At 63.3% G+C, this 18,417-nt stretch carries 15 protein-coding genes and 1 pseudogene; 5 read left to right on the forward strand and 11 right to left on the reverse strand.

The annotated features are described in order from the left end of the window. Positions 1 to 84: 84 nt before the first annotated feature. Genes H1204_RS32150 through H1204_RS32160 form a run of 3 tightly spaced genes read right to left on the reverse strand, consistent with a single transcriptional unit; the run spans position 85 to position 2,140 of the window. Entirely contained in the window at positions 85 to 699 is a 615-nt protein-coding gene (locus tag H1204_RS32150) for a hypothetical protein (protein ID WP_180734572.1), read from the reverse strand. A 52-nt stretch (positions 700 to 751) separates the two neighbouring features. After that, positions 752 to 1,543 (reverse strand): molybdopterin-dependent oxidoreductase, encoded by a 792-nt coding sequence (locus tag H1204_RS32155; protein ID WP_180734573.1) that lies wholly within the window; start codon positions 1,541 to 1,543, stop codon positions 752 to 754. 3 nt (positions 1,544 to 1,546) lie between these two features. Beyond that, the gene (locus H1204_RS32160) at positions 1,547 to 2,140 is read right to left on the reverse strand and encodes a cytochrome b/b6 domain-containing protein (protein ID WP_180734574.1); all 594 of its coding nucleotides are present in this window, start codon (positions 2,138 to 2,140) and stop codon (positions 1,547 to 1,549) included. Positions 2,141 to 2,499: 359 nt separating this feature from the next. Between H1204_RS32160 and H1204_RS32165 the strand changes: the two genes are divergently transcribed. Further along, positions 2,500 to 4,695, forward strand: coding sequence for a TonB-dependent receptor (locus tag H1204_RS32165; RefSeq protein ID WP_180734575.1), 2,196 nt, complete (start codon positions 2,500 to 2,502; stop codon positions 4,693 to 4,695). Positions 4,696 to 4,717: 22 nt separating this feature from the next. Here the strand turns inward: H1204_RS32165 and H1204_RS32170 are convergent, their stop codons facing one another. Then, complete coding sequence (locus H1204_RS32170; RefSeq protein WP_180734576.1) at positions 4,718 to 5,371, reverse strand: DsbA family oxidoreductase; 654 nt, start codon at positions 5,369 to 5,371, stop codon at positions 4,718 to 4,720. Between the two features lie 174 nt (positions 5,372 to 5,545). Here H1204_RS32170 and fusA point away from each other — a divergent pair, with 174 nt between their 5' ends. Beyond that, positions 5,546 to 7,591, forward strand: coding sequence for an elongation factor G (gene fusA, locus H1204_RS32175; RefSeq protein WP_180734577.1), 2,046 nt, complete (start codon positions 5,546 to 5,548; stop codon positions 7,589 to 7,591). Between the two features lie 13 nt (positions 7,592 to 7,604). On the opposite strand, the gene H1204_RS32180 is transcribed toward fusA, so the two are convergent. From H1204_RS32180 to H1204_RS32205, 6 genes are all read right to left on the reverse strand, one after another. Further along, the gene (locus H1204_RS32180; protein WP_180734578.1) at positions 7,605 to 8,249 is read right to left on the reverse strand and encodes a DUF2894 domain-containing protein; all 645 of its coding nucleotides are present in this window, start codon (positions 8,247 to 8,249) and stop codon (positions 7,605 to 7,607) included. Then, a complete protein-coding gene (locus tag H1204_RS32185; protein WP_180734579.1) occupies positions 8,246 to 8,890 on the reverse strand; it encodes an OmpA family protein in 645 nt (214 codons plus the stop codon). Before H1204_RS32185 ends, H1204_RS32180 begins: the two co-directional genes overlap by 4 nt. Continuing rightward, on the reverse strand, positions 8,887 to 11,325 hold the full coding sequence (locus H1204_RS32190; protein ID WP_180734580.1) for a DUF802 domain-containing protein: 2,439 nt from the start codon (positions 11,323 to 11,325) through the stop codon (positions 8,887 to 8,889). The genes H1204_RS32185 and H1204_RS32190 overlap by 4 nt, the downstream gene beginning before the upstream one ends. Before the next feature lie 10 nt (positions 11,326 to 11,335). Beyond that, positions 11,336 to 12,097 carry a DUF3348 domain-containing protein gene (locus H1204_RS32195; protein ID WP_180734581.1) on the reverse strand — a complete coding sequence of 254 codons (762 nt, stop codon included), beginning with the start codon at positions 12,095 to 12,097 and terminating at the stop codon, positions 11,336 to 11,338. Positions 12,098 to 12,300: 203 nt separating this feature from the next. Then, positions 12,301 to 13,317, reverse strand: a complete 1,017-nt coding sequence (locus tag H1204_RS32200; protein ID WP_180734582.1) for an alcohol dehydrogenase — start codon at positions 13,315 to 13,317, stop codon at positions 12,301 to 12,303. 153 nt (positions 13,318 to 13,470) lie between these two features. Further along, positions 13,471 to 14,568 carry a nucleoside hydrolase gene (locus H1204_RS32205; protein ID WP_180735112.1) on the reverse strand — a complete coding sequence of 366 codons (1,098 nt, stop codon included), beginning with the start codon at positions 14,566 to 14,568 and terminating at the stop codon, positions 13,471 to 13,473. Positions 14,569 to 14,890: 322 nt separating this feature from the next. Here H1204_RS32205 and H1204_RS32210 point away from each other — a divergent pair. The 3 genes and pseudogenes from H1204_RS32210 to H1204_RS32220 all read left to right on the forward strand — a co-directional run bounded on the left by H1204_RS32210 (position 14,891) and on the right by H1204_RS32220 (position 17,431). Then, positions 14,891 to 15,828, forward strand: a pseudogene (locus H1204_RS32210) (diacylglycerol kinase family protein). Further along, a complete protein-coding gene (locus H1204_RS32215; protein WP_180734583.1) occupies positions 15,825 to 16,679 on the forward strand; it encodes a metallophosphoesterase in 855 nt (284 codons plus the stop codon). The pseudogene H1204_RS32210 and the gene H1204_RS32215 overlap by 4 nt, the downstream one beginning before the upstream one ends. Continuing rightward, complete coding sequence (locus H1204_RS32220) at positions 16,676 to 17,431, forward strand: phosphatase PAP2 family protein (RefSeq protein WP_180734584.1); 756 nt, start codon at positions 16,676 to 16,678, stop codon at positions 17,429 to 17,431. The genes H1204_RS32215 and H1204_RS32220 overlap by 4 nt, the downstream gene beginning before the upstream one ends. Here H1204_RS32220 and H1204_RS32225 read toward each other — a convergent pair. Beyond that, entirely contained in the window at positions 17,421 to 18,392 is a 972-nt protein-coding gene (locus H1204_RS32225) for a DMT family transporter (protein WP_180734585.1), read from the reverse strand. The genes H1204_RS32220 and H1204_RS32225 overlap by 11 nt on opposite strands. Between the last annotated feature and the right edge of the window lie 25 nt (positions 18,393 to 18,417).

Genomic DNA, 18,417 nt, shown 5'->3' on the forward strand with positions numbered 1-18,417 from the left:
CAGCCGATAACAAAAATCGAAAATAATTGGCGAAATTAAATAGCGCCGCTCAAGGCTTGAATGCTCGAACGGCGCTCGCAGCAATTACATCGGCGGCGCAACGCGATCCTTCTCGACCACGACGCGCTGTGCGACGTAGCTTCCTTGCGAAGCCGGCGTCGCAACGACGAACACCTTCTTGCCCGGCGTCAGATCGCCGTGCGTGGCAGGCGTGAACGTCACAACGGGAACGTTGGGCGGTACGGTCACGACGTTGCTGCCGCCTTTGTACGACAGCTTCAGATCACGCCCGCTGGTGCTCTGCACCACCGTGTCGACGTTCGCATTGGTCATCGAACTGTTCGGCCCGAGGTCCCAGTCGTAGTGCCCTTCGCCCGTGCCGCGCGCGGACTCCGGGAATACCACGACTTCCGTTGCCGTCAGCTTGCCGTCCGTGCCCGTGGTCGCGGCCGTGCCGATGAACGTGCCCGGCTTGATATCGGACAGTTGAATTGCCTTGACGGCCGACACGGTCACGGCCGGCTTCACTTCGATCGACACCGTGTCGCCGCTGCGGCGATGAACCTTGAGCGTGTCGCCGTCGAGTGACACGATTTCGCCGCGGATGCGCGAGGGCTTGGTCGCGGGCGCCTGCGCGAACGCAGCCGTGGCAAGCGTGGCTGTCAGAAGTGTGGCGCCGAGTTTGATGCGGAAAGACATGGAAGCTCCCAACGGTTTGGTTTAGGTGTAGCGAGAGAACAACGTCATTGCGTCACGAACCGCCGAACCAGTTGTAGCCCTGGTTCTCCCAGTAGCCGCCCGGGTACTGGTTCGTGATTTCGATGGCAACGATATGTTTCGGGTTCTTGTAGCCGAGTTTGGTTGGCATGCGCAGTTTCATCGGAAAGCCGTACTTGGGCGGCAACACGTCGTTGTCGTAAGTGAGCGTGAGCAGCGTCTGCGCGTGCAGCGCGGTCGGCATGTCGATGCTGGTCCAATAGTTGTCCGCGCAACGTAGCGACACATACTTCGCGCTAGTATCCGCGCCTGCGCGGCGCAGGAAATCGGAGAAGCGAACGCCGCCCCAATGCCCGATCGCGCTCCATCCTTCGATACAGATATGACGCGTGATCTGGCTTTCCTGCGGCAGCGCGCGCAGTTCGTCGAGCGTCCACACGCGCTTCCCGTGCACGAGTCCGCTTACCTGCAAGCGGTACGACGCGGCGTCGACTTCGGGCACCTCGTCGATGTCATAGAACGCGTTGAACGGGAACGGCCGCGTGATCATTGACTCGGGATAGGTCGGCGCGAGTTCTTTTGGGTTGAAAAGCAGGGCTTGCACGTCGTCGTTGAAAAACGAAATGCGGCGCAGCGCCGTGTTCACTGCCTTGTCGTTGGTCAGATCGCAACCGGACAGCAGCGCGATGCCACCGAGCGTCAGCAGCCTCTGACCGAACAGTCGTCGCGCGGGTGATTTGAGTTCGCGCTGTGCATCGCGGATGATCGACTCGCCGTGCGTCGCGAGAAAAGAGCCTGGCTGCGGGGTGCGCTTGCGGATCGTCATGATTCAGCGCCCCCGGATCATCAGCAGCAGCGAGCGCGGCACGAGCGCGACCATCACCACATGCACGACGAAGAACGCGACCAGCACGCTCATGCAGACGAAGTGCACGATGCGCGCATTGTCATAGCCGCCCATCAGCGTGCGCAGCAGCGGAAACTGCACGGATTTCCACACCGCGAGCCCCGACAGCACGATCAGCACGATATCGGCGATTACCACGAGATAGGCGAGCTTCTGGATAGCGTTGTACTGCGCGAGGTCGTCGTGCTTCAGACGTCCGCGCAAGGCGGCGAGCAGATCGGCGGCAAGCTGCTTCAGTTTGAGCGGCAACAGCTTGCGCTGAAAGCGGCCCGACGCAAGATTGCCCGCCAGATACACGATGAAGTTCGCCACCAGCAGCCACATCACTGCGAAGTGCCATTGCAGCGCGCCGCCAAGCCAGCCGCCTAGCGTGATCGATGGAGAAAACTGGATGACGGGAAAGATCGGCGATGCATCGTAGATCTGCCAGCCGCTCATGACCATCAGCACGACGGCCAAAGCATTGATCCAGTGCGTAATCCGCACCCACCCCGGTTGAACCGTGTTGTGACTCAAGACCACTCCAGGTTTGAAGTTGTTGTTGCCGACGCCATGCGATCCGCGACGGGCAATGCGCGTGCGCCCGCGTCAGGCACCGCGACATAGGGGCTAACGCAGTCGATCGATGCTTATTCCGTCGCGTCGTCAGATTTTTTTCTTGCAATCGGCTTGCAATGGCAAGGCGGACAGCGCGTCTCTCAGACGGCATGCAGCGCTTGTATCGTATGAGTGTTATGTTATAACATCGCCGACGTTGCCTCTCGTCACAACGAGCGGACGGCGCGTCACAACTACAACCGTTTCAACGGCGCAATCCGCCATCGCGTAAGCAATTCGAAAACCAAGCTGTTCCATGCCTCATTCATAGGATTCCTATGGATCGGATGCGCTCGCGCTATCAAAACGAATCGAACAAGATCTCAACGACAGCAAATCAAAACAAAATGCGCAAACACGCTCACGTGATGTACGCCACGCTGCTTCTGTTTAGTGCCGCTTCCCGGGCAACGGCGGCTACAGATTCTTCCGCATCGACAGAGAACATCGCCGACCCAACCGAAATGAGCGATGTGAAGGTGAGCGCCAAACGCCTCGACGACGTTCGCAACGGCCTGTTGCCCGAGACGGGCAGCAGCGTCTACCGCTTCACACAGGACGACATCGACGCCCTGCCCGCCGGCCAGAACACGCCGCTCAATCAGGTGCTATTGCAAGCACCAGGCGTGGCAGCGGATTCATACGGCCAGTTGCACGTACGCGGCGATCACGCGAACCTGCAATACCGGATCAACGGCATCATCATTCCGGAGCCGATCAGCGGCTTTGGCCAGTCGCTCGACACGCGCATCATCGATCAGGTCAGTCTGCTGACGGGCGCGTTGCCCGCGCAATACGGCTACCGGACAGCAGGCATTATCGATATCCGCACCAAATCCGGCGACACGGGCAACGGCGGCTCGATCGATGTCTTCGGCGGCAGCCATCAGACCATCAAGACGAGCGCCGACGTATATGGCAGCAAGGGGCCGTTCAGCTACTATCTGAGCGGCTCGCTGGGCATGAACAATCTGGGCATCGAAAACCCGACCGCGAGCGCCAACGCGATTCACGATCACACGCGACAAGGCGACGCGTTCGGCTATCTGTCGTACATCATCAATCCGCTGACACGCGTGAGCCTGCTATTCGGCACGACCAGCAACCAGTTCGAGATCCCGAATACGCCCGGTCTGCTAACCAGCTTCACGCTCAACGGCAACAATACATTCGATTCATCGCAGCTCAACGAAACCCAATCCGAGCTGAACAACTTCGCGGCCATTTCGTTGCAAGGCACGAACGGCGGCGCATTCGATTATCAGGTCGCGTTTTTCACGCGCTACACGCGCACGCAGTTCAACCCGGACCCAATCGGCGACCTGATGTTCAACGGCGTCGCGGCGCAGGACTTTCACAGCAACTCGGCCAACGGCGCACAAGTCGATACCACCTGGCGTCTGAACGACAAGCACACGGTGCGCGCAGGCCTGTTCTTCCAGCAGGAGCACGCGGTATTCAACAATAGCGTGAACGTCTTCGCCGTCGATGACAACGGCAACCAGCTTTCCGATCAACCGTTCAACATTCAGGACAACAGCAGCAAAACGGGCTACCTGTACAGCCTCTATGCGCAGGACGAATGGAAGCTCACCGACCGTCTCACGCTGAACTACGGTCTGCGTTACGACCGGATGGACGAATACACGAGTGCGAGCCAGTTGAGCCCGCGCATCGGCATGGTCTACACGCTCACGCCGACGACCACCGTACATGCCGGCTACGCGCGCTATTTCACGCCGCCCGCATTCGAGCTGGTATCCGGCTCGACGATCTCGAAGTTCAACGGCACGACGAACCAGAGTCCGTCCAGTCAGAACGATCCCGTGCAACCCGAGCGCAGCCACTACTTCGATATCGGCGTCACCCAAAAGGTTGGTTCGGCGCTCACGCTCGGGCTCGATGCGTACTACAAGAAGTCGACCAATCTGCTCGACGAAGGGCAATTCGGCTCGGCCCTGATCTTCACGCCATTCAACTATCAATACGGAAAAACATACGGCGTCGAATTCACCGCGAACTTCAGGCATGACAATGTTTCCGCTTATCTGAACCTCGCGTACAGCCGGGCGCAGGGCAAGCAGATCAGTTCGGCGCAGTTCAATTTCGATCCCGACGAACTGGCCTTCATCAACAGCCACTGGGTGTTTCTCGATCACGACCAGCGCGTGACGGCTTCGTTCGGCGGCACGTATGATTTCGGCAGAACCACCTTCACGTTCGACGGACTCGTGGGCAGCGGACTACGCAGCGGCTTCGCCAACACGGACCGTCTGCCCGTCTATACGCAGGTCAACCTCGGGGTGATCCAGCATTTCAACCAGCCGCTGATCGGCAAGTTCGACGCGCGCTTGCTCGTCGTCAACGCCTTCAACCGCGTCTACGAACTTCGCGACGGTTCGGGCATCGGCGTCGGCGCGCCGCAGTACGCTCCGCATTTCGCGGTGTATGCGGGCGCGACCAAATACTTCTGATAGTTGAGGCAGGAGAAAGCGACTACGCGCCCGCTTTCTCTTCAGCAAGAATCTGCTGAATCACCTGTTCGAATGCTTCGACAGGCTGCCCGCCCGTTACCAGATACTTCTGGTTGAAAACGATCGACGGCACCGACTGAATGCCCATCGACTGGAACTGCTGCTCTTCTGCGCGCACTTCTTCGGCATAGTCGTTGCCGTTCAGCACGTCACGCGCTTTCGCGGCATCGAGACCAACGAATTGCGCGGCTTCGACCAGCACGTCGCGATTACTCGGGTCCTTGCCGTCGCCGTGATAGGCCTGCAACAGCGCGAGCTTCAAAGGCAACTGCTTGCCTTCGACACCCGCCCAATACAGCAGCCGATGCGCATCGAACGTGTTGTACACATAGTTGCGCGGCCCGAACGCAAAGCCGACGCTCTCGCCGCGCTCGCGGATCATCGCCTGCGTCTCTTCGATCTGCGCCGGCGTGCGGCCATATTTCTTGCCGAGATAATCGACGATCGCCTCGCCTTCCGGCCCCATCTGCGGATTCAGTTCGAACGGATGCATGACGATCTCGGCATTCACCGCTTCACCGAGACGCGACAGCGCAAGTTGTAGCGACGAAAGCCCGATCGCGCACCACGGGCAGGCGATATCGGAGACAAAATCGATTCTGAGTTGTTGCGTCATGTGTTGCGGATCCAATGAATGTTTAGAGGATCGGGCCACCTTATCAGAAACAGGCGCGATCGTTTTCTACCGCGCCGCAACATACACGAATTCGCAAATTCGCGCGTGTCTTGTGGCAGGCGGCGCCATTTTCACCAATAATGGCCCAATAACTGTCGCAGAATGAGGACGGCCATGGATTACCCACCCGAAGCCATCCGTACCATCGCGCTGGTCGGCCACGCAGGTTGCGGCAAGACCTCGTTGATCGAGGCGCTGCTGAAAGAAGGTGGCGCGATCCATGCGGCAGGCAGCGTCGACCGAGGCTCGACCGTCTGCGACTTCGATCCGCTGGAGCGCAAATACCACCACTCGCTCTCTTCCGCGATCGCCCATCTGCATTACCAGGACACCCGCATCTACCTCGCCGACACGCCCGGCTATCCCGACTTCTCCGGCCTTTCCATCAGCGCGCTGCCCGCCGTCGAAACCGCCGCGATCGTCATCAACGCGCGCACCGGCATCGAAATGACCACACGCCGCATGATGGCGTGGGCGGAGGCGCGCAAGCTGTGCCGGATCATCGTCGTGAACGGCATCGATGGCGACAAGGTCGATCTGCCCGGTCTGCTCGAAGAGATTCAGGAGACCTTTGGCAAGGACTGTCTGCCCATCAACCTGCCCGCGCAAGGTGCAAGCGCCGTGGTCGACTGCTTCTTCAATCCGTCCGGCGAATCCGATCTACTGACGGTGGAATCCGCGCACAACGCGCTAGTCGATCAGGTGATCGAACTCGACGCGAAGCTGATGGAGCTGTATCTCGAACAGGGCGAAGCGGTCCAGCCGGAACAGCTGCACGAACCGTTCGAGCGCGCATTGCGCGAAGGGCATCTGGTGCCCGTGTGCTTCACGTCGTCGGCGACGGGCGCGGGCATCCGTGAACTGCTCGACGTGTTCGTCAAGCTGTTGCCCAATCCGCTCGAAGGCAATCCGCCCCTCTTCTATCGCGATGTCGATGGACGGCGCGAGACGGTGCAAGCCGAGCCCGATCCCAACAAACATGTGCTCGCGCATGTGTTCAAGATCGTGATCGACCCGTACATCGGCAAGATGGCCGTGTTCCGTATCCATCAGGGCACGGTGCGGCGCGACAGCCAGCTCTACATCGGCGATGCACGCCAGCCATTTCGCGTCGCGCATCTGATGCTGTTGCAGGGCAAGGACCACGAGGAGATCGCGCAGGCGGGACCCGGCGATATCTGCGCGACGGCGAAGATCGACGAGATTTCGTTCGACGCCGTGCTGCACGACGCGCCCGAAGACGGCAACATCCATCTCGCGCCGCTCGCCTTCCCGACGCCGATCTACGGCCTCGCCATCGAGCCGGAGCGGCGCGGCAACGAGCAGCGTCTGTGGGAAATCCTGCAAAAGCTCGCGGCGGAAGACCCTTGCCTGAAAATCGAACATCCCGTCGGCACTAACGAGACCGTCGTGCGCGGACTGGGCGAATTGCATCTGCGGCACATGCTGGAGCGGCTCGCCGATCAATACAAGCTCGGCGTCATCACGCGGCCGCCGAAGATCGCGTATCGCGAGACCATAGGCGCCAAGGCCGAAGGACATCATCGGCACAAGAAGCAGACGGGCGGCGCAGGACAGTTCGGCGAAGTGATGCTGCGCGTCGAGCCGTTGCCGCGCGGCGCGGGCTATGAATTCGTCGATGCCGTGAAGGGCGGCGCGATTCCGGGCCAGTTCATGCCCGCCGTCGAAAAAGGCATCTTGCAGGTGATCGAAAACGGCCCGCTTGCGGGCTTTCCGATGCAGGACGTGCGTATCACCGTGTTCGACGGCAAGAGCCATCCTGTCGATTCAAAGGAAGTCGCGTTCGTCACGGCGGGCCGCAAGGCGTTCATCGATGCCGTGCTCAAGGCACAACCGATCCTGCTCGAACCGATCGTGAACATCGAGGTGATGACGCCCGAGACGACGATGGGCGACATCATCGGCGATCTGTCGTCGCGTCGCGCGCAGGTGCAGGGCACGCGCAATCTGGCGGGCCGCGCTGTGGTCGTGGCGGGGAAAGTGCCGCTATCGGAACTGGCCGACTATCAGTCGCGCCTTAACGCGATTGCGGGCGGGCACGGCAATTACAGCATCGAATTGAGCCATTACGATCCTGTTCCGCCGAACCAGCAGGACAAGCTTGCGTCGCAGTACAAGAAGCAGGCCGATACGGCCTGAAGCGACAAAGTGCCTAGCGCGACTTGCCGCGCGCGCCCTTCTTCGCGCTCGCGGCGCGCGGCGCGTCCTTGACTGGCAACGCGCCGCCCGTGATCTGCTCCATCCACGACAGCGCATCGACGTACGCCAGGAACTGTTGCAGATAGCCCGGCGACAACTCGCGCATCAGCGACAGCGAGCGATGCACGAGACTGCTCGAATTGAGCGGCCCGGCATTGCCCGGCACCTGTTCAAGCGATACGCGCACCTGTTTCTCGGCACTGACCTTGGACCAGGTTTCGCGAAAGTAATCGAGCGCCTTCAATTCGGAGCGAACGGCGACACTGAGCGCGACGCGTTCGTCACCTGCCTGCGGATGGCTCGCGAGGTAATCGACCAGTTCCGCGAGCGGTCCACGCGTTGCCTTGCACGGCACAGCGGCGCACTCGGACGCCTGCGCCGTCGATGCACCACGGCTGGCGAGATCGGCGGCATAGGCTTCGAGCAAGGTTGACAGACGCGCGTCGAGCATGCGGCGCGCTTCGCCTTCGTGAGCGGCGGCGCGTCGCGCCAATGCATCGATGAAATGAAAGCGCAGCGGATCGAGCCGGTCGTCGCCCTGCTCGCGCCAGGCGTCGAGCGTGGTCTGCGCGTCGCTCGCGCTTGCGTTGTTACTCACGGTTTTCCGCCGCCCGATGACGCGGGCCTCGGCACCGCCGCAATTTCAACGCGGCGGTTCTTCGCCCGCCCTTCGCTATCCGCGTTTGAACTGACGGGCTGCTCGGAGCCGAACGCCGCCGCGAACACCGACGACGCAGGAATACCCGCATCGATGAACGAACGCGTCACCGTCAGCGCGCGCTGCGCCGACAGTTCCCAGTTGTCCGCGAAGCGCCGGTTGCTCGACCGCACCTGCTGATCGTCGGCAAAGCCGCTGACCATCAGGATTTCATCGTGCGAACGGAGATACGCGGACAACGGCCCGGCAAGGCTCTTCAGCAGATCGCGCCCCTGCGGCTGCAACTGGTCGGAGTTCAGCGCGAACAGCACGTTGCCGCTGATGCCGATGCGCCCGTTGACCAGCGTCACGCGCCCGGCCGCGAGCGGCCCGGCCAGCGCCTGCTCCAGCGTCTTGCGGCGTTGCGCTTCCATCTGCCGCTGCTTGACGGCGTCGTCGAGCCGCGCCGAGAGTTCCAGCTGCACGCCGATCACGCCGACCAGAATCAGCACGAACGCGCCCAGCAACACCGACATCAGATCGCTGAACGCGGCCCAGATGGGCGTCGTCGGCTCGACGCCGCCGTCGATATCGTCGTTCATGCCGCGTCGGCTCCAGCCGATGCGCGCTGCCCCGCCAGCTGTTGCAGGTCTTCGACGATCTGCTTTTGCGACAGCATGCTGAGGTCGATCACTTCCCGCGCTTGTGCCACGTAGTACGCCAATTGTTCGTCGCTACGCAGCAGCGACTTGTCGAGCGCCGCCTCGATACGATGCAGATGCGCCATCAGCTTGTCGTTCGATTCGCCGAACAGCCGCACGCCCATGCCGAACGCTTCGCCAAGGCTCGCCACTTCGACGGCGCTGCCCGCCACCTGCGCGGCCACGTCGCCGAGCTTGCGGGTTTCGGTTTCGACCTTGTCATTGAACTGCGAGCCGACGCGCTCGAGCAATCCCGCCGACGTCGCGACGAGCGCATCGACGGCCGTGCGCTGTTCGGTCGATGCGTGATTCACGGCGTCGAGCAGCGTTTCGAGCGTGGCGAGCAGACGGCTGCGCTCGTCGAGCATCGCGGTGTCGCGGACCATGCTGTCCGAGAGCTTCTGGCGCAGTTCGGCGACGACTTCCGCCGCCGCGCGCGGCGCTTCCGACGCGGCCTCCACCAGCCGCGAAATTTCCGCGATCGTGCCGCTCGCGTGAGCCTGCGTCTGCGCCGAGATATCGCGCGCGGTTTGCGCGATCGTGTCGCAGATTTCCTGCTGGCGGCTCGCGGTGCGCTCGCCCGTTTCGTCCCACTTCTGGCTCAACGTCGCCGCGACCGTTTCGAGCGATGCGCTCCATGCGTCCAGACGCTGCTGGTCGCGCGACGCCAGTTCGTCCTGCAAACCAGCGTGTGACTGATCGACGGCGCGTAACAGTGCTGCCGAATGTTGCTCGAAGGCGGATGCCGCCGTCGTGAGCGCGTCGCGATTGTGTTCCGCGAGCTTTTCGCCCGTGCGCTCCTGCTGGGTCAGTGCATGGGTCCATGCTTGAGAAACCTGTCCCGCCGTGGCATCGAGGCGCGTCGACACGCCGTCCAGCAGAGCCGTCGAGCGCTGCTCGAAAGTCTGCGTGAAGCCTTCCAGCGATGCGCGCAGATCCTTCGCGAGCGACTCACTCGCGCTTCGGTGTCCTTCGAGCGCCTCGCTCCATAGATTCGCCACGTTCGCCGTGGTCGACTCGAAGCCACTCGACAGGCCGTCCAGTTGACGCTGCACCGCCTGCTCGACCGTACCGCGCAACGCGGTCATTTCGAGCGCGTGAGCGGCCATCGTGGCTTCCATCGCCGGCTGCAATGCTGCGCCTGCCGCGCGGGCGCTTTCCGCCGCGCTCGATACCTGGCCCGCCGTCGTATCGAGGCGCGCCGACACGCCGTCCAGCAGCGTGGCCGAGCGTTGCTCGAAAGTCTGGCTGAAGCCTTCCAGCGACACGCGCAGATCCTGTGCGAGCGACTCGCTCGCGCTCCGGTGTCCTGCGAGCGCCTCGTTCCATAGCTTCGCAACGTTCGCAGTGGACGCGTCGAAGCCGGTCGTCAAACCATCCAGCTGACGTTGCACCGCATGCTCGACGGTCTCGCGCAGCGACGCCATCTCGCGCGCATGGCCGGTCATCGTGGCTTCCATCGCCGGCTGCAACGCCGCGCTCGCCGCGCGTGCACTTTCCGCCGCGCTGTCCTTCAACGACTGCGCAACCGTCGACACCAGCCGCGCATACGCCGCTTCCGTGCGTCCATGAAAGGCGTGCTGGTTCGAGATCAGCCGCTCGTTAAGCGAGAGGCTCTGCTGCTCGATGGCCGTCATCATCGTCTGAAGGCGGTCGACCAGCACGGGCATCGTGTCCGCCTGACGCTGCAACAGCTTGAAGGTTTCGTCGCGCTTCTGGCTCTGCGAAAAGGCGCGCAACGTGGTCGCGATCTTCGTGTCGAGCAGTTGCGCGGCGAGGGCGCGCTCGCGGCGGCACAACGCCGACAGCAAGCCGAGCATCGCCGAGGTCGCCACGCCCGCAATCGAGGTGCCGAACGCAAAGCCCAAGCCCTTGACGGGCGCGGCCAGCGACGCGCGGATCGCCTGCAGATCGGTCGCGCTTTCGAGCGCGGCGCCCGTGCCCCGCAGCGTCGTCACCATGCCGAGCAGCGTGCCCAGCATGCCGAGCAGCACCAGCAGCCCGACGAGGTACGGCGTGAGCGCCGGGCCCGGCAACGCGACGCGCTCGCCTTCGATGCGCAGGCGCACCGGGTTGCGCAAACCGGGATGCAGACGTTCGAGCCAGACGCCGAGCCGGGACGGCGCCTCGGACAATTCCGCGAGTGCGCGCGTGAGCGTCGCAGTGGCCTCCTGATAGCGCTGCAGTTCCAGCGCGCCCGCCACATAGCAGGCGGCGACCAGCAGCGTGACAGCGAGCGCCAGCGGATTCGACACGATATAGCCGGCGCCGACCCAACCGGCTACAACCAGACCTACGAGAAAAACAACGACAAAATCAATGCGATATCTGGACATGTTGTCCCAGTTAGCTGATGCGAAGGGCAGCCAGCAGCCCTTCGACCGGTTGAAAACGAATATCGAGTTCGGCAAGCAACACGCTTTGCATGTCCTTGCGGAACACGTCTAGCCATGCGCCGGGCCGGGCCGCAGCGACTTGACTCTCGGCTGAAGTGGCCGTAGTAGCCACAGTGTCCAGAGCGTCCTGCTCGTCCTGCGCCGCCTGGCGCAGGCGCTCGAAATGTCCGCTGAGCAGACCCGGCACCGCGCCGAACAGGCTGCGCTCGCGCGCGCCGAGCGACCGCTCCATGATCGCGTCGACCACCGCGAGCCGCGTCATGTCGGACGTCTGGGCCGCCACCATGCTGCGCAGCCGGCCGCGCAGACCGCCGATGCGCGTTTCCATCGTCTGCTGCAACGCCAGATAGCACTGGCGAAAGTCCGCGTAATTGGCTTCCGCTTCTGGCTGCTGCGCATTCTGCGCGTGCGCGGCGCTGCGCCGCCGGCGCGGCGCGAGCATGCTGTCGCCGGCAATCGCGTCAGCCAGCGACGCGCGCACGCGCGCGCACTCGTGCTCGACGCTGCCAGCGCCCCGTGCGCCGGACGCGACGGCGGGCGGCGCACTGTTGAGCGCCGTCGACAACGCAATCGCGTCCGTCCAGCCGAGCCACTGGCTCAACTGGTCCGACAGCGACTGGCTGGAGGCGGGAACGTCGGCGGCAGTCAGGCGCGCGAGCAGACGGACGAGCGTCGGACCGCTGACCGCCGTACGCTGAGGGGCTTGAACCATACCACCCGAAACCATGAAAAGGCAGCATTTTACGCGCTGCCGGAGGTGAGATTGGTGGACGGGATGTAGAAGGAGCGTTGCGGGCCTCCCGCAGATGCCGCAAACCCCGGCAGACATTGGCAGAGACGGATTTGCAACCGCCGTCGCGCGCTCGCGACGGCGGCCTTTCAGCCCGCATGGCTTCGCCCGTTCAGGCGAAACGGCTAGTTCATCGTCAGGACGACGCGAAAGCGCGCGGCGCCGCTCATCATGCGGTCGTACGCTTCGGCGGCGCGTTCGATCGGATAGGTTTCGATCATCGGCTTGACGTCGGCGAGCGCGCTGAACGCGAGCGTGTCCTCGGAATCGGCCGACGAACCCGACGGCCAGCCCTGCACCGCATTGCGCCCCATGATGAACTGCACGGGCGGCACTTCGATCGGCTTGTCCGCGACGCCGAGGATGATCAGCTTGCCGTTGAGCGCGAGGCCGCCGAGCGTGGCCGTCATCGCGTCGGCGTTGGTCACCGTCGCGAGAATGACCGACGCGCCGCCCAGCGCCTTGAGCGCATCGGCGGGATTCTGCGAGCGGCTGTCGATGTAGTGATGCGCGCCGAGTTGCTTCGCGAGCGGCGCCTTGTCCTCGCCGCGCGCGATCGCGACCGTGTTGAAGCCCATGCGCCGCGCGAACTGCACGCCAAGATGCCCCAGCCCGCCGATACCGAGAATCGCGACCACGTCGCCCGCGCGCGCGCCGCTGTTGCGCAACGCGTTGAACGTGGTGATGCCCGCGCAAAGCAGCGGCGCGGCGTCCACGTCGTTGAGTTCTGCGGGCATGCGCGCCAGCGCCTCGACGGGTGCGACCAGGTAATCGGCGTAGCCGCCGTCGTAGCTGATGCCAGGTATCTGCCCTTTTTCGCACACGACGAAATAGCCGCGCCGGCAATTCGCGCAATGGCCGCAATGGCCGCCGTGCCAGCCCACGCCCACGCGCTCGCCCGCTTTCCATCCTTCGACGCCCGCACCCACCGTATCGATCACGCCCGCGACTTCATGGCCCGGCACGCGCGGATACTGCAGGCCCGGCCACTGGCCGTCCTTGGTCAGCGAATCGCTGTGGCAGATGCCGCACGCCTGCACCTTGATCAACACCTGGCCCGCGCCGGGCGACGGCACGTCACGCTCCACGAGTTCCAGCGCGCCGCCCGGCCCGCTCACCTGTACCGCTCTCATCTTTCGCATCGAATTTGCTCCAGTCGAAGAACAGTCACGCCAGCGCGGCTTGCGACGTTCCGCATCGCAATGCAGCCGGCTGGTCCGAAATGCATACTAGGTGCTCAATGGAGTGTGCGCAATTGAAGGGACGCGTGCAGACGGGCACACGCGATGCATCTGTCACGGCAATTTCACAGGCACTGGCCGCGTGAGCAGATCGACATAGAAATCGAAGAAGCGAGCGTTGTCGAAGCGCTTGATGATCGTCATCTTCTGCAGCCCTGCCGGCGGCGAACTCGCGTACCCCGTCGCCTTGCCGTCGTTCGCACCGAAGCTCGTATCGACGTCGACCCAGCGTTCTTCCGTCTGCGTCGCGAAGCTGGGGTCCATCAGCCAGGCGATGGTCAGCGTGTCCCAGATGTCAGTCGTGTAGTTCGGATTGGTTTCGAAGCCATTCTTGCCGTCGAAACCATAGCCGTTCAGTTGCTTGAACAGTTGCGTGATGATGGTCTGTCTGGTCGGATCGTGCGTGATGCGGTCATAGACGGTTTTATCCATCTTCACAGTGTCGGTCACGTCGAGGGGAACCACAGTCTGTTTGATGGGCAGACGCAGTACTTCGCGTGCCGCTTCGGGATCGAACCACCAGTTGAATTCGGCCGTCGCCGTGGTGTTGCCCGGCACGTCGAACGCGCCGCCCATGTAGACGATCTGCTTGATCATCGGCACGATCTCGGGATGCTGTCTTGCCGCGAGCGCGATGTTCGTCAGCGGACCGATCGCGAGTATCGTCACCTGGTTCGGGTTCGCTTTCACGCTATCGACGATGAAGTCCACCGCGCTTTTGCTCTGCACTTGCGTATGCGTCGCGAAGCCATCGGGCGGCGCGACGAGTTGAGCATCGGAAGTCGGCTCCGGCGTACTCCATGCGCCGAGATAGCCGTCGCCGCCGGGAAACTGCGCGAGTTCCTGCTGGATCTCCGGATACGGATGCGCCAGCGCGTAATTCGCGCCCGCATACACGCCGATGCGGTCTCCGACGCCGAGCCGTTCCATCGACTTCAACGCGTCGGCGACACCTTGTTTGAGCCACTGGTTGCCCGACACGACTGTGATGCCGAGCACCTCGATCCTGCCTTGCGCCTGCAATTGCGCGGCCATCACGCCAAGCTGGCCGTCGTCGCTCAGCGTGTTGTAGTCGCTATCGACGATCACCTTCGGCGCAGCACGCGCGACGCCATTTCCGCCGCAGCCCGACAGCATGACCGCGCATGACATCGTGACGAAAAGTCGCTTCAATGACGTCTCCTTGTTGTAGTTCGCGTTCGTGCTGCGCGATCAAAGCCGCGTCGGCAGAAGGTCATCATAGTGGCAAAGCCGACGCGAGCATATCCGCGAGCACGCCAAAACCCGCCTGGGCCGTGCGCTCCCGCCGATGCTCATGCGTGTTGCATGCACACACTGAACGTTGCGCCCACAAGCAACATGCGACGCGTCACGTTCTGCTCAACAAAGCCAGATCGTCAGGTACAGTCAACATGTTCACGGAGACATTGCGTTGCAACCATCTGCCCTCCCCACGCACGCCGAAGCCCAACCGATGGACGCGCGCGCGCCGTTCGTAATCGTGATGAACGCCGGCTCCGGACGCAAGCAGGGCGAGACCACGGCCGCGTTGCTCGCGAACGCGTTCGGCAAAGCGAACCGCGAGTACGAACTGATGCTCGTCCAAGACCCATCGCAACTCGGCGCGACGGCGCAACGCGCGGTCGAACTCGCGCAGGCACGTGGCGGCGCGGTTGTCGGCGCGGGCGGCGACGGCACGCTGTGTGCCGTCGCGCAAGCGGTGATCGGCAGTGGCTGCGCGTTCGGCGTGCTGCCGTGCGGCACGTTCAACTATTTCAGCCGCGACCACGGCATTCCCGCCGATCCCGCACAAGCCATCGATCTGCTGCTGACGGCACGCGCGCATCCCGTGCAGGTCGGCTACGTGAACGACCGCATGTTCCTCGTCAACGCGAGCCTCGGGCTGTACCCGAAGATGCTGGAGCATCGCGAAATCTACAAGCGGCAATTCGGGCGCAGCCGGCTGGTCCCGCTGTGGTCGGCGATTGCGATGCTGTTGCGGCGGCATCGGCATCTGCGTCTGCATGTCGATCACAAAGGTACGATGCAGGAGATTCGCACGTCGACGCTGTTCGTCGCCAACAACCGGCTTCAACTCGAACAGGTCGGCGCGTCGGAAGCGCCGTTGCTGACGCAAGGTTTGCTGGTTGCATTGGCGCCGCGCGCGATCGGCCGCCTTGCGCAGATCGTGCTGTCGCTGCACGGCGCGGGATGAGCGACGCGGACAACGTGATCGCCTTCGCGTTTCGCCGCTTTACCGTCACGCATCCGTCGAAGCGGCGCCGGCGTGTCAAAATCGCAATGGATGGCGAGGTCACCTATATGCAGATGCCGCTCGAATTCCGCGTCGGCGACACGCCCCTTTATCTGCTGAAACCCGAGGCCGATGTCGCTGCCCTGAACCGCTCATGACGCTGTTGCTCCAGATCTCCGATCCGCATTTCGGCACCGAACGGCCCGACGTCGTCGAAGCCTTGCTGCAACTCGCCGCGCGCGAGCAGGCGGACCTCGCCGTGCTGTCCGGCGATATCACGCAGCGCGCGCGGCGCAGCCAGTTCGCGGCGGCGCGTGCGTTCGTCGACCGGCTGGGCGCAACGCCGACGCTCGTGATTCCCGGCAATCACGACATTCCCCTCTTCAACCTGCTCGCGCGCGTGCTGCATCCGTATGCGAATCACCGGCGCGTATTTGGCGCCGATCTCGAACCCGTGTTCGAGTCGCGCGAACTGCTGGTGATCGGGCTGAATACGACCCGCCGCGCGCGGCATACGGATGGCGAAGTCTCCATGGAACAGATCGAGCGTGCCGCACGGCGACTCGAACGCGCGACACCGCTGCAACTGCGCGTGGTGGTCACGCATCATCCCGTGGCATCCGTCGCGGCAGAGGACACGCGCAATCTGCTGCACGGCCGCGAACCCGCGATCCGCCGATGGTCCCAGGCGGGTGTCGATCTGATCGTCGGCGGACATATCCATTTGCCTTATGTGCTGCCGCTCGCGAGCCGCCTGGACATTGCGCGGCCTGTGTGGGCCGTGCAGGCAGGCACGGCGGTATCGACGCGCATCCGCGGACAGATGTCGAATTCGGTCAATCTGATTCGCTACGACGCGGGCGATCCGAATGGGCGCAAGGCCGTCGTCGCGCGCTATGACTACGACGAAAACGGCGCATTCGTGCCAGTGCTGGAATATGCACTCGATCTCGCCAGCACGGATGAAGCGCGTTCGCCTGTTTCTGTGCGCGCGGCCGGTTCGTCATGATCGAGCTTGCGAGCATCGCGGGCCGGCATGCGCTCGTACTGATGGCGGCGACCCTGCTCGTCGCGGAGTGCATCGCGTATGGGGCTTTTCGTGTGGGCCATGCGCGCACGCTGACATTCAATGCGGGGATCGGCGTTGGCGTGGTTGTGATCGTCGCTGCCGCCGCGTGCTTCACGGCGCTCACGCACGCGCTGTTGACCGATCCCGCGTTGACCCGCTTCGACCTCGCGTTCGCGCGCAATCTCGGCGCTACGGTGCCGCGCGAAGTGAAACATGCCTTTGCTATTGCGACACATCTCGGCGATCCCAAGGTGCTGGCGATCTGTTGCACAGCGGGCGCCATTGCATTGCTGTCGACGCGGCACCTTCTACTCGCCTGCACACTCGCCGCGGCTTCGGGCGGCAACGGCCTGTTGAACATGACGCTGAAGCAACTGATCCGCCGCGCAAGGCCCGACTACGACACCGCGTTGGCGTCCGTGCATAGCTGGAGTTTCCCGAGCGGCCACACGTCCGGCTCGCTTGCGACTTATGGCGCGATCGCGTATGTACTCATGCGCACGCTGCCCGCGCGCTGGCGGCTGCCCGTGGTACTCGGCGCGGTGGCTGTCGTCGGAATGATTGCGTGGAGCCGGTTGATCATCGGCGTGCATTTCGCCAGCGATGTGCTGGCGGGCGCGATGTCGTCAACAGCATGGCTCACGGCATGTGTGATCGTGGCGGAGTGGCTGCGCAGACGCGCTATCGGTTGAGACGTCTGTCAACAGCGTGCTTCACGTTCACGCCATCGCGACTTTGCCGTGTGAAGACGAACTTCAACCACTCGCGCCCATTGACGACCAGCATGCCCACCAGCACGAGCGCCGCGCCCGCGAGAAAGGTCGGATCGAGCCGTTCATGCAGCAGCAGCGCGCCGAGCGCTACGCCGAACATCGGCGCCATGAACGACAGCACGCCGAGCCGCGACGCAAGATAGATTCTCAGCAGATAGAACCACGCAACGTAGCTAAAGAAACAGACGACGAAGGCCTGAAACCCGAGGCTCGCCCACACCAGCGTGTTGCCATGAAACGCGGACTGGCCGGACAGCAAGGCAAACGGCAGCAACACGACGAAGGCCCACACCAGTTGATAGAACAGCGTCTGCGTGGCGGGCGCTTCGCTCAGGCGCGACGCGCGCACGGCGACGGTAGTCAGGCCCCACACTGCGCCTGCGCAAATGCCCAGCAGATCGCCTAGCATCCAGTTCGGCGCCGACGGCCCCGCGCCGCCTCCCGCGCCCGGCCCGACAAAGGTAATCACGATCCCGACAAAGGCGATCGCGATGCCCGTCCACTGCATGCGCGTCAGGCGTTCGGAGGGCAGCGCGATCTGCAGACCGACTGCCGCAAACATCGGCGCGGTGTAAAGGAACACGGCCATGTGAGACGCCGTGGTCAGGCGCAAGCCTTCAGCAACGAACAGAAACTCGGCGGCAAACAGCACGCCGACCAGCGATCCCGGCCCGAGCGCAACGCCCTTGAGCCATGTGTCGCGCACGATCAGCCGGCCGAACACCCAGACCAGCACGGCGGCAACCCCGGAGCGCAGCGATACCTGAAGCAGTGGTGAGACATCGGCAGCGATCGCCTTCATTGCCGCCTGTTGCAGTCCCCATATCAGGCACAGCATCACCATGCTTGAAACGGCGAGGCCGTCCAGAGTCTTTCTCATTGATAGTTGTCAGCAGGTCTTGCGC

The organism is Paraburkholderia sp. PGU19, from assembly GCF_013426915.1.
GTDB lineage: Bacteria > Pseudomonadota > Gammaproteobacteria > Burkholderiales > Burkholderiaceae > Paraburkholderia.

Excerpts from the sequence above, each read along its gene's own strand:
- H1204_RS32150 (WP_180734572.1), bottom strand. The coding sequence starts at position 699 with ATGTCTTTCCGCATCAAACTCGGCGCCACACTTCTGACAGCCACGCTT.
- H1204_RS32155 (WP_180734573.1), bottom strand. The coding sequence starts at position 1,543 with ATGACGATCCGCAAGCGCACCCCGCAGCCAGGCTCTTTTCTCGCGACG.
- H1204_RS32165 (WP_180734575.1), top strand. The coding sequence starts at position 2,500 with ATGGATCGGATGCGCTCGCGCTATCAAAACGAATCGAACAAGATCTCA.
- H1204_RS32170 (WP_180734576.1), bottom strand. The coding sequence starts at position 5,371 with ATGACGCAACAACTCAGAATCGATTTTGTCTCCGATATCGCCTGCCCG.
- fusA (WP_180734577.1), top strand. The coding sequence starts at position 5,546 with ATGGATTACCCACCCGAAGCCATCCGTACCATCGCGCTGGTCGGCCAC.
- H1204_RS32185 (WP_180734579.1), bottom strand. The coding sequence starts at position 8,890 with ATGAACGACGATATCGACGGCGGCGTCGAGCCGACGACGCCCATCTGG.
- H1204_RS32190 (WP_180734580.1), bottom strand. The coding sequence starts at position 11,325 with ATGTCCAGATATCGCATTGATTTTGTCGTTGTTTTTCTCGTAGGTCTG.
- H1204_RS32195 (WP_180734581.1), bottom strand. The coding sequence starts at position 12,097 with ATGGTTCAAGCCCCTCAGCGTACGGCGGTCAGCGGTCCGACGCTCGTC.
- H1204_RS32200 (WP_180734582.1), bottom strand. The coding sequence starts at position 13,317 with ATGCGAAAGATGAGAGCGGTACAGGTGAGCGGGCCGGGCGGCGCGCTG.
- H1204_RS32205 (WP_180735112.1), bottom strand. The coding sequence starts at position 14,568 with ATGTCATGCGCGGTCATGCTGTCGGGCTGCGGCGGAAATGGCGTCGCG.
- H1204_RS32215 (WP_180734583.1), top strand. The coding sequence starts at position 15,825 with ATGACGCTGTTGCTCCAGATCTCCGATCCGCATTTCGGCACCGAACGG.
- H1204_RS32220 (WP_180734584.1), top strand. The coding sequence starts at position 16,676 with ATGATCGAGCTTGCGAGCATCGCGGGCCGGCATGCGCTCGTACTGATG.
- H1204_RS32225 (WP_180734585.1), bottom strand. The coding sequence starts at position 18,392 with ATGAGAAAGACTCTGGACGGCCTCGCCGTTTCAAGCATGGTGATGCTG.